This is a genomic window from Pseudomonas sp. TWR3-1-1, assembly GCF_049896545.1.
Classification (GTDB): Bacteria; Pseudomonadota; Gammaproteobacteria; order Pseudomonadales; family Pseudomonadaceae; genus Aquipseudomonas; species Aquipseudomonas weihenstephanensis.
The window spans coordinates 342,638-357,910 of the sequence record NZ_JAFCUO010000002.1; the positions used below are offsets into that span (position 1 = coordinate 342,638).

Annotated in this window: 18 protein-coding genes; 10 read left to right on the forward strand and 8 right to left on the reverse strand. The window is 59.8% G+C overall.

The genetic code is table 11. From position 1 onward, the window contains the following. The first annotated feature begins 46 nt into the window (after window positions 1-46). Window positions 47-943, forward strand: a complete 897-nt coding sequence (locus ACP7A4_RS07120) for a LysR family transcriptional regulator (RefSeq protein WP_426246165.1) — start codon at window positions 47-49, stop codon at window positions 941-943. Here the strand turns inward: ACP7A4_RS07120 and ACP7A4_RS07125 are convergent. Continuing rightward, window positions 940-1,266 carry a DUF883 family protein gene (locus tag ACP7A4_RS07125; RefSeq protein ID WP_048363968.1) on the reverse strand — a complete coding sequence of 109 codons (327 nt, stop codon included), beginning with the start codon at window positions 1,264-1,266 and terminating at the stop codon, window positions 940-942. The two genes, ACP7A4_RS07120 and ACP7A4_RS07125, sit on opposite strands and share 4 nt — an antisense overlap. 156 nt (window positions 1,267-1,422) lie before the next feature. Here ACP7A4_RS07125 and ACP7A4_RS07130 point away from each other — a divergent pair, with 156 nt between their 5' ends. Next, complete coding sequence (locus ACP7A4_RS07130) at window positions 1,423-1,638, forward strand: dodecin (protein WP_048363967.1); 216 nt, start codon at window positions 1,423-1,425, stop codon at window positions 1,636-1,638. 120 nt (window positions 1,639-1,758) lie between these two features. Further along, window positions 1,759-1,980, forward strand: a complete 222-nt coding sequence (locus ACP7A4_RS07135) for a DUF1161 domain-containing protein (RefSeq protein ID WP_059765692.1) — start codon at window positions 1,759-1,761, stop codon at window positions 1,978-1,980. 55 nt (window positions 1,981-2,035) lie between these two features. Here ACP7A4_RS07135 and rpiA read toward each other — a convergent pair whose 3' ends face one another. Then, window positions 2,036-2,707: a ribose-5-phosphate isomerase RpiA gene (gene rpiA, locus ACP7A4_RS07140; protein ID WP_048363965.1), complete on the reverse strand. Its 672-nt coding sequence runs from the start codon at window positions 2,705-2,707 to the stop codon at window positions 2,036-2,038. A 219-nt stretch (window positions 2,708-2,926) separates the two neighbouring features. Between rpiA and ilvA the strand changes: the two genes are divergently transcribed. Beyond that, complete coding sequence (ilvA, locus tag ACP7A4_RS07145; RefSeq protein WP_059765697.1) at window positions 2,927-4,441, forward strand: threonine ammonia-lyase, biosynthetic; 1,515 nt, start codon at window positions 2,927-2,929, stop codon at window positions 4,439-4,441. 40 nt (window positions 4,442-4,481) lie between these two features. Next, window positions 4,482-4,910 carry a DUF2269 family protein gene (locus ACP7A4_RS07150; RefSeq protein ID WP_426246168.1) on the forward strand — a complete coding sequence of 143 codons (429 nt, stop codon included), beginning with the start codon at window positions 4,482-4,484 and terminating at the stop codon, window positions 4,908-4,910. A 54-nt stretch (window positions 4,911-4,964) separates the two neighbouring features. On the opposite strand, the gene ACP7A4_RS07155 is transcribed toward ACP7A4_RS07150, so the two are convergent. Further along, window positions 4,965-5,618, reverse strand: coding sequence for an HAD family hydrolase (locus tag ACP7A4_RS07155; RefSeq protein ID WP_059765700.1), 654 nt, complete (start codon window positions 5,616-5,618; stop codon window positions 4,965-4,967). Window positions 5,619-5,760: 142 nt separating this feature from the next. Between ACP7A4_RS07155 and ACP7A4_RS07160 the strand changes: the two genes are divergently transcribed. Together ACP7A4_RS07160 and ptsP are read left to right on the forward strand one after the other, a co-directional pair. Next, window positions 5,761-6,240 carry an RNA pyrophosphohydrolase gene (locus ACP7A4_RS07160; protein WP_047278492.1) on the forward strand — a complete coding sequence of 160 codons (480 nt, stop codon included), beginning with the start codon at window positions 5,761-5,763 and terminating at the stop codon, window positions 6,238-6,240. A 21-nt stretch (window positions 6,241-6,261) separates the two neighbouring features. Then, complete coding sequence (gene ptsP, locus ACP7A4_RS07165) at window positions 6,262-8,541, forward strand: phosphoenolpyruvate--protein phosphotransferase (RefSeq protein ID WP_048363961.1); 2,280 nt, start codon at window positions 6,262-6,264, stop codon at window positions 8,539-8,541. Window positions 8,542-8,678: 137 nt separating this feature from the next. Here ptsP and ACP7A4_RS07170 read toward each other — a convergent pair whose 3' ends face one another. Further along, window positions 8,679-9,425, reverse strand: a complete 747-nt coding sequence (locus tag ACP7A4_RS07170) for an NRDE family protein (protein WP_426246171.1) — start codon at window positions 9,423-9,425, stop codon at window positions 8,679-8,681. A gap of 117 nt (window positions 9,426-9,542) precedes the next feature. Between ACP7A4_RS07170 and ACP7A4_RS07175 the strand changes: the two genes are divergently transcribed. From ACP7A4_RS07175 to ACP7A4_RS07185, 3 genes are read left to right on the forward strand one after another with little or no spacing between them, the layout of a single operon-like run. Next, entirely contained in the window at window positions 9,543-10,325 is a 783-nt protein-coding gene (locus tag ACP7A4_RS07175) for a sulfite exporter TauE/SafE family protein (RefSeq protein ID WP_059765705.1), read from the forward strand. A gap of 12 nt (window positions 10,326-10,337) precedes the next feature. Then, window positions 10,338-11,144, forward strand: coding sequence for a prolipoprotein diacylglyceryl transferase (gene lgt, locus ACP7A4_RS07180; protein ID WP_048363959.1), 807 nt, complete (start codon window positions 10,338-10,340; stop codon window positions 11,142-11,144). A 49-nt stretch (window positions 11,145-11,193) separates the two neighbouring features. Next, window positions 11,194-12,165 carry a thymidylate synthase gene (locus tag ACP7A4_RS07185; protein ID WP_203302032.1) on the forward strand — a complete coding sequence of 324 codons (972 nt, stop codon included), beginning with the start codon at window positions 11,194-11,196 and terminating at the stop codon, window positions 12,163-12,165. 85 nt (window positions 12,166-12,250) lie between these two features. Here the strand turns inward: ACP7A4_RS07185 and ACP7A4_RS07190 are convergent, their stop codons facing one another. From ACP7A4_RS07190 to ssuD, 4 genes are read right to left on the reverse strand one after another with little or no spacing between them, the layout of a single operon-like run. Further along, window positions 12,251-12,466 carry a TOBE domain-containing protein gene (locus ACP7A4_RS07190; RefSeq protein ID WP_003444581.1) on the reverse strand — a complete coding sequence of 72 codons (216 nt, stop codon included), beginning with the start codon at window positions 12,464-12,466 and terminating at the stop codon, window positions 12,251-12,253. 35 nt (window positions 12,467-12,501) lie between these two features. Next, complete coding sequence (gene ssuB / locus ACP7A4_RS07195; RefSeq protein WP_203302033.1) at window positions 12,502-13,308, reverse strand: aliphatic sulfonates ABC transporter ATP-binding protein; 807 nt, start codon at window positions 13,306-13,308, stop codon at window positions 12,502-12,504. Beyond that, window positions 13,305-14,111 carry an aliphatic sulfonate ABC transporter permease SsuC gene (ssuC, locus tag ACP7A4_RS07200; protein ID WP_426246173.1) on the reverse strand — a complete coding sequence of 269 codons (807 nt, stop codon included), beginning with the start codon at window positions 14,109-14,111 and terminating at the stop codon, window positions 13,305-13,307. Before ssuC ends, ssuB begins: the two co-directional genes overlap by 4 nt. A gap of 7 nt (window positions 14,112-14,118) precedes the next feature. Further along, the gene (gene ssuD, locus ACP7A4_RS07205) at window positions 14,119-15,267 is read right to left on the reverse strand and encodes an FMNH2-dependent alkanesulfonate monooxygenase (RefSeq protein WP_426246175.1); all 1,149 of its coding nucleotides are present in this window, start codon (window positions 15,265-15,267) and stop codon (window positions 14,119-14,121) included. Between the last annotated feature and the right edge of the window lie 6 nt (window positions 15,268-15,273).

Genomic DNA, 15,273 nt, shown 5'->3' on the forward strand with positions numbered 1-15,273 from the left:
AAACCGATAAGATCGCCGCAACCTGTCAGGAAAACTCACATATCCCATGAGCCGCGATCTCCCGCCCTTGAACGCCTTGCGCGCCTTTGAAGCCGCTGCCCGCCTGAGCAGCGTCAGCCAGGCGGCCGAGCAATTGAACGTCACCCACGGCGCCGTCAGTCGGCAGCTAAAAGTCCTTGAAGAGCATCTGGGCGTGAGCTTGTTCGTCAAAGAAGGCCGCAGCCTGAAGCTCACCGAGGCAGGTGTGCGCTTGCGCGATGCCAGCAGCGAAGCGTTTGATCGTTTGCGCAACGTATGCACTGAACTCACGCAAAGCCATATCGACGCGCCATTTGTGCTGGGGTGCTCGGGGAGTTTGCTGGCACGCTGGTTTATCCCGCGCCTGGGCCGTTTGAATGCGGACCTGCCGGATTTGCGCCTGCACTTGTCAGCGGGCGAAGGTGATCTTGACCCGCGTAAACCCGGGCTGGATGCGTTGCTGGTGTTTGCCGAGCCACCGTGGCCCGCCGATATGCAGGTGTACGAGTTGGGCAGCGAACGTATCGGGCCGGTGCTCAGCCCACGCTTGGGCCGTTATCAACAGTTGTGTCACGCCCCGGCCAGCGCCCTGCTGGGCGAGCCTTTATTGCACACCACATCGCGGCCACAGGCATGGCCAAGCTGGGCGCAGCAGCATGCGCTCGACGCGAAAGCGTTGAACTATGGGCAGGGGTTTGAGCACTTGTACTACTTGCTTGAAGCGGCGGTGGCGGGATTGGGTGTGGCTATCGCCCCTGAACCGTTGGTGGCCGAAGACCTCAAGGCAGGGCGCCTGGTTGCGCCGTGGGGTTTTAAGCAAACCCCGGCGCAACTGGCGTTATGGCTGCCCAAGCGCGCCGCAGATGGGCGTGCCCGGCAACTGGCGCAGTGGCTCAAGGCTGAGCTTGCGCGTGACGCGGATTAATTACCGCGTTTGCACATCAAGAACGCGGCCAACAGGCCCAGTGCACCGATGGCAACACCGGCAGTGGCATACGGATGCTCTTGAGCGTATTCGCGGGTGGCAATGGCCGTTTCGCGGGTTTTGTCCTTCACTTCCTCGAAGGTTTCGCTGAGCAGGTGACGCGAATGTTTCAGCGCGTTTTCGGCGTTGCCTTTCAGGGCCTTGAGGGTCTTTTTAGACTCGTCCGAGGCGTCGTCCTTGAGGCTTTCCAGAGACTTAAGCAGGCTCTCGATCTCAGCTTCCATGCTTTGCAATGAGGCTTTACGTAAAGAATTGCTAGCCATTAGGGCTCTCCTGCATTGATGAGTGACTGTGTGTGTTAAGTCCGACTGCACCGTTTTCAGAAAGTGCAGTAAACCTGAACTTTTCCTTTCACGGCGCTTCCCAAGTATTGAGCAGATTCGCTGCTAGGCTTTGACCTACGACAAAAGGAGAACGTTATGTCTGACCATCACACCTACAAGAAAATCGAACTGGTAGGCTCGTCCCCGAGCAGCATAGAAGACGCCATCAGTAATGCACTGGCCGAGGCCAACAAAAGCATCAAGCACCTGGAATGGTTCGAAGTGCTCGATACGCGCGGTCATATCAAGGACGGCAAGGTGGCGCACTATCAAGTGACCCTCAAAGTGGGATTCCGCATCGCCAGCAGCTGAGTCACGCCATCCTTTTGAACTTAAGGGCTGGCCGTTTGCCATAAACTCCGCTACACCGTCTGGGTGCGACGCTGTGCAAGCGCGGCGCACCCTATTTGTTTTGAACAGGGGATGTGACGGATGAAGAAGATTTTAGTGGCTGTCAGTTTGATGACGCTGGCGAGTACAGCCTTTGCCGCGAAAGACTGTGGTGAGCTGAAAAACGAAATCGCTGCCAAGCTTGACGCCAAAGGCGTTGCACACTACTCGCTGGAGATCGTCGACAAAGGCGCATCGGCCGACGGCAAAGTGGTCGGCACCTGCGGTGGCAACACCAAAGAGATCGTTTACAAGCGCGGTTAACCCAACGCGCACAAAAAAGCCGACGCTGAGCGTCGGCTTTTTTACGCCTGCGAATTTACTTGGACAGGGTTTTAACGCCTTCTGGCGTGCCCAGCAGCAGCAAATCGGCAGGTCGCGCGGCGAACAAGCCGTTGGTGACCACACCGACGATGGCGTTGATTTGACGCTCCAGCTCCACCGGATTGGTGATCTGCATGTTGAACACGTCAATGATGATGTTGCCGTTGTCGGTGATCACACCTTCGCGGTACACCGGATCGCCGCCCAGCTTGACCAGCTCGCGGGCCACGTGACTGCGGGCCATCGGGATCACTTCGACTGGCAGCGGGAAGGCGCCCAGCACCGGCACCAGCTTGCTGGCGTCGGCGATGCAGATGAAGGTTTTGGCGACTGCGGCCACGATTTTCTCGCGGGTCAGGGCTGCACCACCGCCCTTGATCAGGTTGAGGTTTTCGTCGCTTTCGTCGGCGCCATCTACATAGAACTCCAGGTCGCTGACGGTGTTGAGCTCATACACAGGAATGCCGTGACCCTTGAGGCGGGCGGCGGTGGCTTCGGAACTGGCAACGGCGCCGTCAAACGCGCCCTTGTGCTGGGCCAGTGCGTCGATGAAGCAGTTGGCCGTGGAGCCGGTGCCGACCCCCACGATGCTCTTGTCATCCAGCTTGGGAAGGATGAAATCGACCGCCGCTTGGGCGACGGCCTGTTTGAGTTGATCCTGGGTCATTGCGGGCTCCGGGGCGGGAAGGAAAACAGAAGGCCGGCATTATACGGCCAACCATTGAACTGTGGGTGGGGGCTGACAGCGGGTGCGACCTTTGCCCTCACCCCAGCCCTCTCCCCTGGAAAAGGCTGGGTATATAAACCTTCCATTTCGTATGGTCGCCCGTGTAAACGCTGGGGTAGACTCCCGGGTCCCTGCCAACTCGCACAGTGACGCTTTCCGATGCTCGAACAGTACGTTAAGAAGATCCTCACCTCGCGCGTTTATGACGTTGCCGTTGAAACGCCCCTGCAAGCCGCCAACCAGTTGACCGAGCGGTTGGGCAATCAGATTTTGCTGAAACGTGAAGATCTGCAACCGGTGTACTCGTTCAAGATTCGTGGCGCTTACAACAAACTCATGCACCTGACGGATGCCGAGCGCGCCTGCGGCGTGGTCACGGCATCGGCCGGTAACCATGCGCAAGGCCTGGCGCTGGCCGCCAAGGTGTTGGGGGTCAAAGCCACCATCGTCATGCCTAAAACCACACCCGAGATCAAAATCGAAGGCGTGCGCTCGCGTGGCGGCATTGTGGTGCTGCACGGTGATTCTTTCCCTGAAGCGCTGGCGTATTCGCTGCAACTGGTTGAGCAAAAAGGCTACGTCTACGTTCACCCCTACGATGACCCGCACACCATTGCCGGGCAGGGCACCGTGGCGATGGAAATTCTGCGTCAGCACCCGGCACCACTGGACGCGATTTTCGTGCCCGTCGGTGGCGGCGGACTGATCGCAGGTATTGCGGCGTATGTGAAATACCTGCGCCCGGACATCAAAATCATTGGTGTCGAGCCGGATGACTCCAACTGCCTGCAAGCCGCGATGGCCGCAGGAGAGCGTGTCGTGCTGCCCACCGTGGGGATTTTCGCGGACGGCGTGGCCGTTGGCCAGATCGGCCAGCACACGTTCGACATCTGCAAAGACTACGTCGACGAAGTGATCACCGTCAGCACTGACGAGATCTGCGCAGCGATCAAGGACATCTTCGACGATACCCGCTCAATCACCGAACCTGCTGGCGCGCTGGGCGTGGCGGGGATCAAAAAATACGTCGAACAGCGCGGTGTTCGCGGCCAGACTCTGGTAGCCATCGACTCGGGCGCCAACGTCAACTTCGACCGTTTGCGCCATGTAGCCGAGCGGGCTGAGTTGGGTGAAGGTCGCGAAGCCATCATCGCCGTGACCATTCCTGAAGAAGCAGGCAGCTTCAAAGCGTTCTGCCAGGCGATCGGCAAGCGCCAGATCACCGAATTCAACTACCGCTACCACACCGGCAGCGAAGCGCACATTTTTGTCGGTGTGCAAACCCACCCGGTCAACGATCCGCGCAGTGCCTTGCTGGCGAGCCTTAAAGAGCAAGGCTTCCCGGTGGTCGACCTGACCGACAACGAGCTGGCCAAGTTGCACATTCGGCACATGGTGGGTGGGCACGCGGCCAAGGTCAGTGATGAGTTGTTGTTCCGTTTCGAATTCCCGGAGCGTCCGGGGGCGCTGTTCAACTTCCTCAACAAACTGGGCGGGCGCTGGAACATCTCGATGTTTCATTACCGCAACCACGGCGCTGCCGACGGCCGCGTGATGGCCGGGCTGCAAGTGCCTGCCGATGAGCGTCATTTGGTGCCTGCGGCGTTGGCCGATATCGGTTACCCCTACTGGGATGAAAGTGATAATCCGGCCTATCAGCTGTTTCTTGGCTAAGAGCCGCTACGCTGATTGAACTGCTCAAGGAATCAATGACATGGAAACCTTCACCGCGTTGAAGTTGCTGCATGGCGTGTCGACACTGCTGTTGTTTGTCAGCGCCATCGCTTTGTTGGTGGTGGTGATTCGCCGCTGGCGTGCCGGGGACAAAGACCTGTCGGGTGGCGCCTTGCGTCGTCCGTGGGGGTTTGTCTGGGCGCTGATGGGACTTTGCCTGCTGGCCTTGCCGGTGAGTGGCTGGTGGTTGGTGCACCTGGCGGGCTGGCCGCTGAGTCAACTGTGGTTGTTGGCGGGCAGTTGCCTGTATGGGCTGGGCGCGTTGAGCTGGTTATGGCTGGTGGTACGGCTTAACCGCTTGCGCTTGGGCCGGGTGGCCAAACATCCACGCTTAACGCTGGGGCTGGCAATTTTTTGTGCCGCTTGCTTTATCGCCATTGCGGGGTTGATGGGCGCCAAGCCGGTTTAACGGCCCCGCCCGCTGTAGGAGCCGCCGCAGCCCGCGGCAGCTCCTGCACGTTTTTCAGCGTAGCGAGATGACCGGCCAGCCGCGCTTGAGGGCTTCAGCCCGCAGGTTCTCATCGGGGTCAACCGCCACTGGATGCGTGACTTGCTCCAGCAACGGCAGGTCATTCATCGAGTCACTGTAGAAGTAGCTGTCTTGCAGGCTATAGCCGTTTTCTTGCATCCAGCGATTCAACCGTGTGACTTTGCCTTCGCGAAAGCACGGCACGTCGGTGCTGCGCCCGGTATAGCGGCCGTCGACGATTTCGCATTCGGTGGCGATCAAATGTTCCACGCCAAGTTTTTGTGCAATCGGGCCCGTGACCACGCGGTTGGTGGCGGTGATGATCACCAGCGTGTCGCCAGCTTCGCGGTGTTGGGCCAGCAGGGCCAAGGCCTTCGCCAGCATCAATGGCTCAATGCAATCGCGCATGAATTCGCGGTGCCATTGATCCAGTTGCGCCATGTCATGGCGGCCAAAAATTTCCATGCTGAAATTCAGGTAGGCGGCATTGTCGAGCTTGCCCGCCAGGTAATCCTGATAGAACGCGTCGTTACGCGCCTTGTACGCGTCGCCGTCCAGAATGCCGCGCTGGCACAGGTAGTCGCCCCACGCGTGGTCACTGTCGCCGCCTAAAAGGGTGTTGTCCAAGTCAAATAAAGCCAGACGCATTGCAATTACCCGCTGAGCTGTCGTTGAAGGCCCACCACAATACGGTCTTTTAATAAGAGTGCACATAAGGCAGGAAGGCGCGTTGCTGCTTTCACAACCTTTGTGGAACAATGCGGCGACATGCGTTTGCGAGGTTGTTGCCGTGATCGACCCCGATGGTTTCCGTCCTAATGTCGGGATTATTCTGACAAATGATGCTGGTCAGGTACTTTGGGCTCGCCGAATCAATCAAGACGCGTGGCAGTTTCCCCAGGGCGGTATCAACCCTGATGAGACGCCGGAAGACGCCTTGTACCGTGAGCTGAACGAAGAAGTTGGCCTTGAACGCGAAGATGTAGAAATTCTTGCCTGTACGCGAGGCTGGTTGCGCTATCGTTTGCCGCAACGTTTGGTCCGTACCCACAGCCAGCCGCTGTGCATCGGCCAAAAACAGAAGTGGTTTTTGCTGCGCCTGATCTCTAACGAGCAGCGGGTGCGGATGGATTTGACCGGTAAACCGGAGTTCGATGGCTGGCGTTGGGTCAGTTATTGGTACCCGTTGGGCCAGGTGGTGACATTCAAGCGCGAGGTCTACCGTCGCGCTCTCAAAGAGCTTGCCCCGCGCCTTTTAACGCGCGCCTGACACGGAGTTCGACCCCGAGCCATGCTCAATACGCTGCGCAAGATCGTCCAGGAAGTTAACTCCGCCAAGGATCTCAAGGCGGCGTTGGGGATTATTGTGTTGCGCGTCAAAGAGGCCATGGGCAGCCAGGTCTGCTCGGTCTATTTGCTTGATCCAGAGACCAACCGTTTCGTGCTGATGGCCACCGAGGGCTTGAACAAGCGCTCGATCGGCAAGGTCAGCATGGCGCCCAACGAAGGCCTGGTGGGCCTGGTGGGCACCCGTGAAGAACCTCTGAACCTCGAAAACGCCGCCGATCACCCGCGCTATCGCTACTTCGCCGAAACCGGTGAAGAACGTTATGCCTCCTTCCTCGGCGCGCCGATCATCCACCACCGCCGTGTGGTGGGCGTACTGGTGATCCAGCAAAAGGAACGCCGCCAGTTCGATGAAGGCGAAGAAGCCTTTCTGGTGACGATGAGTGCGCAACTGGCGGGCGTTATTGCCCACGCCGAAGCCACGGGTTCGATTCGTGGCCTTGGACGCCAGGGCAAGGGCATTCAGGAAGCCAAGTTTGTCGGGGTTCCGGGGTCGCCCGGTGCTGCGGTCGGCACAGCGGTGGTCATGTTGCCTCCAGCTGACCTCGATGTGGTGCCTGACAAAACCATTACCGACATTCCCGCTGAAATCGCCCTGTTCAAGACCGCCCTTGAAGGCGTGCGCAATGACATGCGCGCGGTGTCGAAAAAACTCGCCACGCAACTGCGCCCCGAAGAACAGGCGCTGTTTGACGTGTACCTGATGATGCTCGATGACGCCTCGCTGGGCAGCGAAGTCAAAAATGTGATCAAGACCGGCCAATGGGCACAGGGCGCGCTGCGCCAGGTGGTGACGGATCACGTCAACCGTTTTGAATTGATGGACGACGACTACCTGCGGGAGCGGGCGTCGGATGTGCGTGATCTGGGGCGCCGCCTGCTGGCCTATTTGCAGCATGATCGCAAGCAAACCATGGTCTACCCCGACCACACGATTCTGGTCAGCGAAGAGCTGACCGCGACCATGCTCGGCGAAGTGCCTGAGGGCAAGTTGGCCGGTCTGGTCTCGGTACTGGGCTCGGGTAACTCCCACGTAGCGATTCTGGCCCGGGCGATGGGCATCCCGACGGTCATGGGCCTGGTCGACCTGCCGTACTCGAAGGTTGACGGCATTCAGATGATCGTCGACGGCTATCACGGCGAGGTGTACACCAACCCCAGTGATCTGCTGCGCAAGCAATACGCCGAAGTCGTTGAAGAAGAGCGCCAGCTGTCTCAGGGCCTCGACGCCTTGCGCGAGCTGCCGTGCATCACCCCCGACGGGCATCGCATGCCGCTGTGGGTCAACACCGGCTTGCTGGCGGATGTGGCGCGCGCGCAACAGCGTGGCGCAGAAGGCGTGGGTCTGTACCGCACCGAAGTGCCGTTCATGATCAACCAGCGCTTTCCGAGCGAAAAGGAGCAGCTGGCGATTTATCGCGAGCAACTCGCCGCCTTCCATCCGCAACCGGTGACCATGCGCAGCCTGGACATTGGCGGCGACAAGTCACTGTCGTATTTCCCGATCAAAGAAGACAACCCGTTCCTGGGCTGGCGCGGGATTCGCGTCACCCTCGACCACCCCGAAATCTTTCTGGTTCAGGCCCGGGCCATGCTCAAGGCCAGCGAAGGCCTGAACAACCTGCGGATTTTGCTGCCGATGATCTCCGGCACCCACGAACTCGAAGAAGCCCTGCACCTGCTGCACCGTGCCTGGGGCGAAGTGCGCGATGAAGGCACCGACGTACCGATGCCGCCGATTGGCGTGATGATCGAGATTCCGGCAGCGGTGTATCAAACCAAAGAGCTGGCGCGTCAGGTCGACTTCCTGTCCGTAGGCTCCAATGACTTGACCCAGTATTTGCTGGCGGTAGATCGCAACAACCCGCGTGTTGCCGATTTGTACGACTACTTGCACCCCGCCGTGCTGCAAGCGTTGCAGTCAGTGGTCCGCGACGCCCATGCCGAAGGCAAACCGGCGAGTATCTGCGGCGAAATGGCGGGTGATCCGGCGGCGGCGATCCTGTTGATGGCCATGGGTTTTGACAGCCTGTCGATGAACGCCACCAACCTGCCGAAAGTGAAATGGATGCTGCGCCAGGTCAGCCTGAGCCGCGCCAAGGAACTGCTGGCAGAAGTGATGACCATCGATAACCCGCAGGTCATCCGCAGCACCGTGCAGTTGGCGCTGAAAAACATGGGGCTGACCCGCATGATGAACCCGGCGGCGATCAAACCGTATTAAGCGTTAAGCCGGGCGTTCTGCAAGTCGCTGACAAGGCACGAGGCTGCGATAAGGGCCCAAGGCCTTTCAAAGGAACGGGGCGGCTTCGCGGCCCATCGCAGCCTCGCGCCTGGTCAGTGACGCCAGCCTTTCGGTTCTCAAACCTGTAGGCGCACCTCGCCCAAACGCCCGCCATAAGGCCCATAGCTTTGTTCAACCATGACCCTTGAACCGTCTGCTTTGACGATCAGTGCCGTGCTGGCGCGCGTCCCATACTCGGGGCTGGCAATAAATACACTCGACAACAAAGACTCGGTGGCCAAACCCACACCGGTATCAGGCAGCTCACTGGTCTGCGCACGGGTCTGATCCCCAAGCAAGTTGAGCAAGGCGCTGGTCTGCGGGTCACTTAACAGCTTAAGCAGCTCAGCCTTGGCTTTGATCAACTTGGGCCAGGGGCTATCAAGGCCTGCGTTGGATAAACCATAGACACCGGCGCTCAAAGGCACTGGCGCCGTTTGATGGGAGTTGAAATGCCACAGCTCATCACGTGTGCCCAGCAACAAGTTAAAGCCTGCGTAATCCAGAGAACGTCGCCCAACGTCTTTAAAGTAGTCCCCTATTGGCTGGTTACCACTCAGGAAATCCCCCACCAGTTCGCCCCGCGAACGGCGCGAAACAGGCTTGTGCGACTCCCTAATATTGGTCAGCGCCGCAAAACGGCCATCAGCGCCAATCCCCAGCCATGTGCCACCCGCCTCAAGATCGCGCCCGGCATACACCTGTGGCGCGTCGGCCCACTGGGCCAGCGGTTTGGTGGGGCGTGCATAAAACTCATCACGGTTGGCCGCTACCACCAGCGGCTGTGCATGGCCGGGGCGCCAGGCAAACACAATCAAGCACATGGGCAGTCCTTAATGTTTTTTTAACCCCACTACTTATAGATTGCCCCGGCGTCTCGCGCCATGTGTGGAGCCTAAGCCGTTGCTCCGTTACCATGCGGATCACATTTGGGGGGCGTCATGGAATTTCTGCTCTATCTGGTGCTGGGAGGCTTCGCAGGGGTTTTGGCCGGGCTGTTTGGGGTCGGTGGCGGGATTATCATCGTTCCGGTGCTGGTGTTCAGTTTCACCTTGCAGGGGTTCAACCCCCAGGTGCTGACTCACTTGGCCGTGGGCACGTCCCTGGCGACGATCATCTTTACCTCGATCAACTCGATCCGTGAACACAACCGCAAAGGCGCGGTGCGCTGGGCGCTGTTTGTGTGGATGGCGCTGGGTATTTTGATCGGCGCGGGCATTGGCGCACTCACAGCCGAAGCAATCGCCGGCCCCCATTTGCAAAAGATCATTGGCGTGTTTGCCTTGGTCATTGCCGTACAAATGGCCCTGGAGCTTAAACCCAAGGCCAGCCGAACGGTCCCGGGCAAAGTCGGTCTGACCCTGGCCGGTACGGTAATTGGCTGGGCCTCGGCGATTTTCGGGGTGGGCGGTGGCTCCTTGACCGTGCCGTTCCTGAGCTGGCGCAGTGTGCCGATGCAGCAAGCGGTCGCCACTTCGGCGGCGTGCGGCTTGCCGATTGCGTTGGTGGGTGCATTAAGTTTCATGATCATTGGCTGGCACAACCCCGACCTGCCCGCGCATAGTCTTGGGTTTGTGTACTTGCCGGCGTTGCTGGGGGTTGCCCTGACCAGCATGTTTTTCGCCCGTTTCGGTGCGCGTTTGGCCCATAAGCTTTCGCCGCGTCTGCTGAAACGGCTGTTTGCCGCACTGTTGTTCTGTGTCGGTGTGAGTTTCCTGATCTAACAAGGAGTCGCAATGCTGCCTTACCCGCAGATTGACCCGGTGGCATTGGCCATCGGCCCGCTGAAAATCCATTGGTACGGCTTGATGTACCTGATCGGCATTGGCGCCGCCTGGCTGATCCTGTCGCGCCGCCTCAACCGCTTCGACCCGACCTGGACCAAAGAGAAACTCTCTGACCTGGTGTTTTGGGTGGCGATGGGCGTGATTGTCGGCGGTCGCTTGGGCTACGTGCTGTTCTACGACCTGAGCGCTTACATCGCCAACCCGCTGCTGATTTTTGAAGTATGGAAAGGCGGCATGGCGTTCCACGGCGGGCTGATTGGCGTGATGCTGGCTACCTGGTGGTTTGGCAAGCGCAACAACAAGTCGTTCTTCCAGATCATGGACTTCATTGCCCCGGTGGTGCCGATTGGTCTGGGGGCCGGGCGCATCGGTAACTTCATCAATGCCGAGTTGTGGGGCAAGGCCAGCGACGTGCCGTGGGCGATGATTTTCCCCACCGACCCGCAGCAACTGGCGCGTCATCCGTCGCAGCTTTACCAGTTTGCCCTCGAAGGTGTGGCACTCTTCCTGATTCTTTGGCTGTACTCGCGCAAACCGCGCCCGACCATGGCCGTTTCCGGCATGTTCGCCCTGTTCTACGGCATCTTCCGGTTCATCGTTGAGTTCGTCCGCGTGCCGGATGCTCAGCTAGGCTATCTGGCGTTCGGCTGGGTGACGATGGGGCAAATCCTCTGCATCCCGATGATTGTCGGTGGTCTGCTGTTGATCTGGTGGGCTTACCACCGCGACTCGGCGACACAGAAAACAGCGCAATAAATTCGAATCGCAGGGCTGCCCGGCCCTGCATTCAAACGGTAGGAAAACCATGAAGCAATATCTCGACCTCGTTGCCAACGTCATTAAAAACGGCACCCTGCAAGCCAACCGTACCGGCGTGAAGACCATCAGTCTGCCCGGCGCCATGTTGCGCTACGACCTCAAAGAAGGCTTTCCGGCCATCACCACCCGGCGCATGGCGTTCAAATCGGCGATTGGCGAAATGTGCGGGTTCTTGCGCCCCGTCAACAGTGCCGCCGACTTCCGCGCGCTGGGCTGCAAAGTGTGGGATCAGAACGCCAACGAAAACGCCCAATGGCTGGCCAATCCGTTCCGTCAGGGTGAAGACGACCTCGGTGAAATCTACGGCGTGCAATGGCGCAAATGGCCCGCCTACAAACAAGTGGCACGCAGCAATCAGGCCGCCATCGAGTTGTGCCTGAGCCAGGGCTACCGCCAGATCGCAGAAGGCGAGGAAGACGGCCAGGCTTACGTGGTGCTGTACAAGGCCATCGACCAAGTGCGCCAGTGCGTGGACACCATCATCAACGACCCGGGCAGCCGCCGCATTTTGTTCCACGGCTGGAACTGCGCCCAACTCGACGAAATGGCCCTGCCGCCGTGCCACCTGCTGTATCAGTTCCACCCCAATGTCGAGACCAAGGAAATTTCCCTGACCCTCTACATTCGCTCCAACGATCTGGGCCTGGGCACGCCGTTCAACCTGACCGAAGGCGCGGCGCTGCTGAGCCTGATCGGCCGTCTGACCGGTTACACGCCGCGCTGGTTCACCTACTTCATCGGCGACGCCCATGTGTATGAGAACCACCTGGACATGCTCAACGAGCAACTGACCCGCGAGCCGTTCCCGATGCCCAAACTGGTGATCTCGGACCGTGTGCCTGAGTTTGCCAAGACCGGCGTTTATCAGCCCGAATGGCTGGGTTTGATCGAGCCGAGTGACTTCAGCCTCGAAGGGTATGAGCACCATGCGCCCATGACGGCGCCAATGGCGGTCTGACTCCCCCCTGCTACAGATTTCGCCCTTCCCACACGTCAAAAACCCCGAAAGGCTTACGCCGTTCGGGGTTGTGGGTAACCCACGCTTACAACTTGGCGATCGACACTTCGGTGGATTTCACAAACGCGATGACTTCGCTGCCCACCACCAGCTCCAGCTCTTTGACCGAGCGGGTGGTGATGACGGAAGTGACGATGCCCGAAGCCGTTTGTACGTCGATTTCAGACAGCACGTCGCCCAGCACGATTTCCTTGATGTGGCCTTTGAACTGGTTACGCACGTTGATGGCTTTAATGGTCATGGTGTCGATTCCTGTCTTGGGAGAGAAAACTGAGGTTATTGCGCCCAACGCAATTGCGTAGGCAACGGTGCAACGGGTTCTGGCTCAGGCGGCAAGCCAGGTAAAGCAAGCACTCGGTTAAGGACTTCGGTTTCCAGCGCCGCCAGCCGATGTGAGCCACGCACGCGCGGTCTGGGCAGTTCGACGAGGAGGTCCAGCCCCACTTCGCCGTCTTCAATCAGGATCACCCGATCAGCAATGGCCACCGCTTCGCTGACGTCGTGGGTAACCAGCAACACAGTGAAACCATGCTGGCGCCACAAGCGTTCGATCAGTTGCTGCATCTCGATGCGGGTCAGTGCGTCAAGCGCACCCAGAGGCTCGTCCAGCAACAGCAAACGCGGTTGATGAATAAGCGCGCGGGCCAAGGCCACACGCTGTTTTTGTCCGCCCGATAACGCAGCGGGCCACTCGTGGGCGCGCTCGGCCAGACCGACCTCTTCCAGCGCCTTGAGCGCTTTGGCACGCCAATCGCCTTTAAGCCCCAGGCCCACGTTGTCGATGACTTTTTTCCATGGCAGCAAACGCGCTTCCTGAAACATCAAACGGGTGTCGTCGTGCGCGTCTTGCAGCGGCGCGCTGCCTGCCAGCAATTGCCCCGCCGTGGGCTGATCCAGCCCGGCCAGCAGGCGCATCAAGGTGCTTTTGCCACAACCGCTGCGCCCCACGACAGCCACAAATTGACCGGCCGGGATGTGCAGGTTGATGTCGCGCAGTACGCGGCGCTCGCCAAAGGATTTTTGCAGGCCGTTGATCGCCAGCGGTATGCCCTGACGCAAGCGCGGGGGTTGTTGAGCCGTCATGCTGCACCGCCTTTAACCACTTGATACGCCGGGTGCCAACGCAACCACACGCGTTCCAGACCTCGGGCCGCGCTGTCGGCCAACTTGCCGAGCACCGCGTACAAAACAATCGCCAGCACCACCACGTCGGTCTGCAAAAACTCCCGGGCATTCATCGCCAGATAGCCAATGCCGGAACTGGCAGAGATGGTTTCAGCCACGATCAGCGTCAGCCACATAAAGCCCAGCGCGAACCGCACGCCCACCAGAATCGATGGCAACGCGCCCGGCAAAATCACCTGGTGAAACAGACTGAAACCGGACAGGCCATAGCTGCGCGCCATCTCCACCAGCGCCGGGTCAACGTTGCGGATGCCGTGATAGGTGTTGAGGTAAATGGGGAACAACGTGCCCAGCGCGACCAAAAAAATCTTCGCCGACTCATCAATCCCGAACCACAGGATCACCAGCGGAATCAGCGCCAGGTGCGGCACGTTGCGGATCATTTGCACCGAGCTGTCGAGCAGGCGTTCGCCCCACTTTGACAGGCCGGTGATAAAGCCCAAGGCCAGGCCAATACTGCCGCCAATGACAAAGCCCAACCCGGCGCGCCAGCCGCTGATGGCGAGGTGCTTCCAGATCTCGCCACTGCGCACCAGCTCAACGCCTGCCGCAAACACGGCACTGGGCGCGGGCAGAATGCGCGTCGACAACCAACCGGCCGACACCGAAAGCTGCCACACCGCCAACAACAACACGGGCAAGGCCCAGGGCGCTACTGTGTGGCCGAAGTTACTAAGGCGTGAAGCCTTCGCTGTACTCATGGCCGCCTCAGCTCTGCGACGCGGCTTTGGGGAGGATGTCGTTGGCCACCATTTCGCCAAACGGGCTCACATATCCAGCACTTTTCGGCAGGTCCGGGCGCTCGATATCCAGGTGCGGGAACAACAGCTCCGCCACGCGATAAGACTCTTCCAGGTGCGGGTAGCCGGAGAAGATGAACGTGTCGATGCCCAGGTCGGCATATTCCTGAACCCGTGCCGCGACCGTTGGGCCGTCACCGACCAGCGCCGTGCCCGCGCCGCCGCGCACCAGCCCCACGCCCGCCCACAGGTTGGGGCTGACTTCGAGGTTGTCGCGGCTGCCGCCGTGCAGCGCAGCCATGCGTTGCTGGCCCACCGAATCAAAGCGCGCCAAAGAGGCCTGGGCGCGGGCGATGGTGTCGTCGTCCAGATGCGATATCAGCTTGTCTGCGGCTTTCCATGCCTCTTCATTGGTCTCGCGCACGATGACGTGCAAACGAATGCCGAAGCGCACCGTGCGCCCCAGCTTGGCGGCTTTGGCGCGCACTTGTTCAATCTTTTCAGCGACCGCGGCAGGTGGCTCGCCCCACGTCAGCACCATTTCAACTTGTTCGGCGGCCAGATCCTGCGCCGCTAGCGACGAACCGCCAAAGTACAGCGGCGGACGCGGTTGCTGGATCGGCGGGTACAACAACTTGGCGCCTTTGACGCTGATGTGCCGGCCATCGTAGTCCACGGTTTCGCCTTCGAGTACACGGCGCCAGATGCGGGTGAATTCCACCGACGCCTGGTAACGCTCTTCATGGCTGAGGAACAGGCCATCACCGGCCAACTCCTCCGGGTCACCCCCCGTCACCAGATTGAACAGCGCCCGCCCGCCCGACAAACGATCAAGCGTCGCCGCCTGCCGCGCGGCCACGGTGGGCGAAACGATGCCAGGACGCAAAGCCACCAGAAATTTCAGGCGCTGGGTCACCGGGATCAGTGCAGCGGCCACCAGCCAGGAGTCTTCGCAGGAACGGCCGGTGGGGATCAATACCCCGCCAAAACCCAGCCGATCCGCCGCTTGCGCCACTTGTTGCAGGTAACCGTAATCGACAGCGCGGGCGCCTTCGCTGGTGCCAAGGTAATGGCCATCACCGTGGGTAGGCAGGAACCAGAAAATATTGAGGCTCATGGAGTG

What these genes read in the sequence shown, in the direction of transcription:
- ACP7A4_RS07120 (WP_426246165.1), top strand. Translation starts at nt 47, where the DNA reads ATGAGCCGCGATCTCCCGCCCTTGAACGCCTTGCGCGCCTTTGAAGCC.
- ACP7A4_RS07125 (WP_048363968.1), bottom strand. Translation starts at nt 1,266, where the DNA reads ATGGCTAGCAATTCTTTACGTAAAGCCTCATTGCAAAGCATGGAAGCT.
- ACP7A4_RS07130 (WP_048363967.1), top strand. Translation starts at nt 1,423, where the DNA reads ATGTCTGACCATCACACCTACAAGAAAATCGAACTGGTAGGCTCGTCC.
- ACP7A4_RS07135 (WP_059765692.1), top strand. Translation starts at nt 1,759, where the DNA reads ATGAAGAAGATTTTAGTGGCTGTCAGTTTGATGACGCTGGCGAGTACA.
- rpiA (WP_048363965.1), bottom strand. Translation starts at nt 2,707, where the DNA reads ATGACCCAGGATCAACTCAAACAGGCCGTCGCCCAAGCGGCGGTCGAT.
- ilvA (WP_059765697.1), top strand. Translation starts at nt 2,927, where the DNA reads ATGCTCGAACAGTACGTTAAGAAGATCCTCACCTCGCGCGTTTATGAC.
- ACP7A4_RS07150 (WP_426246168.1), top strand. Translation starts at nt 4,482, where the DNA reads ATGGAAACCTTCACCGCGTTGAAGTTGCTGCATGGCGTGTCGACACTG.
- ACP7A4_RS07155 (WP_059765700.1), bottom strand. Translation starts at nt 5,618, where the DNA reads ATGCGTCTGGCTTTATTTGACTTGGACAACACCCTTTTAGGCGGCGAC.
- ptsP (WP_048363961.1), top strand. Translation starts at nt 6,262, where the DNA reads ATGCTCAATACGCTGCGCAAGATCGTCCAGGAAGTTAACTCCGCCAAG.
- ACP7A4_RS07170 (WP_426246171.1), bottom strand. Translation starts at nt 9,425, where the DNA reads ATGTGCTTGATTGTGTTTGCCTGGCGCCCCGGCCATGCACAGCCGCTG.
- ACP7A4_RS07175 (WP_059765705.1), top strand. Translation starts at nt 9,543, where the DNA reads ATGGAATTTCTGCTCTATCTGGTGCTGGGAGGCTTCGCAGGGGTTTTG.
- lgt (WP_048363959.1), top strand. Translation starts at nt 10,338, where the DNA reads ATGCTGCCTTACCCGCAGATTGACCCGGTGGCATTGGCCATCGGCCCG.
- ACP7A4_RS07185 (WP_203302032.1), top strand. Translation starts at nt 11,194, where the DNA reads ATGAAGCAATATCTCGACCTCGTTGCCAACGTCATTAAAAACGGCACC.
- ACP7A4_RS07190 (WP_003444581.1), bottom strand. Translation starts at nt 12,466, where the DNA reads ATGACCATTAAAGCCATCAACGTGCGTAACCAGTTCAAAGGCCACATC.
- ssuB (WP_203302033.1), bottom strand. Translation starts at nt 13,308, where the DNA reads ATGACGGCTCAACAACCCCCGCGCTTGCGTCAGGGCATACCGCTGGCG.
- ssuC (WP_426246173.1), bottom strand. Translation starts at nt 14,111, where the DNA reads ATGAGTACAGCGAAGGCTTCACGCCTTAGTAACTTCGGCCACACAGTA.
- ssuD (WP_426246175.1), bottom strand. Translation starts at nt 15,267, where the DNA reads ATGAGCCTCAATATTTTCTGGTTCCTGCCTACCCACGGTGATGGCCAT.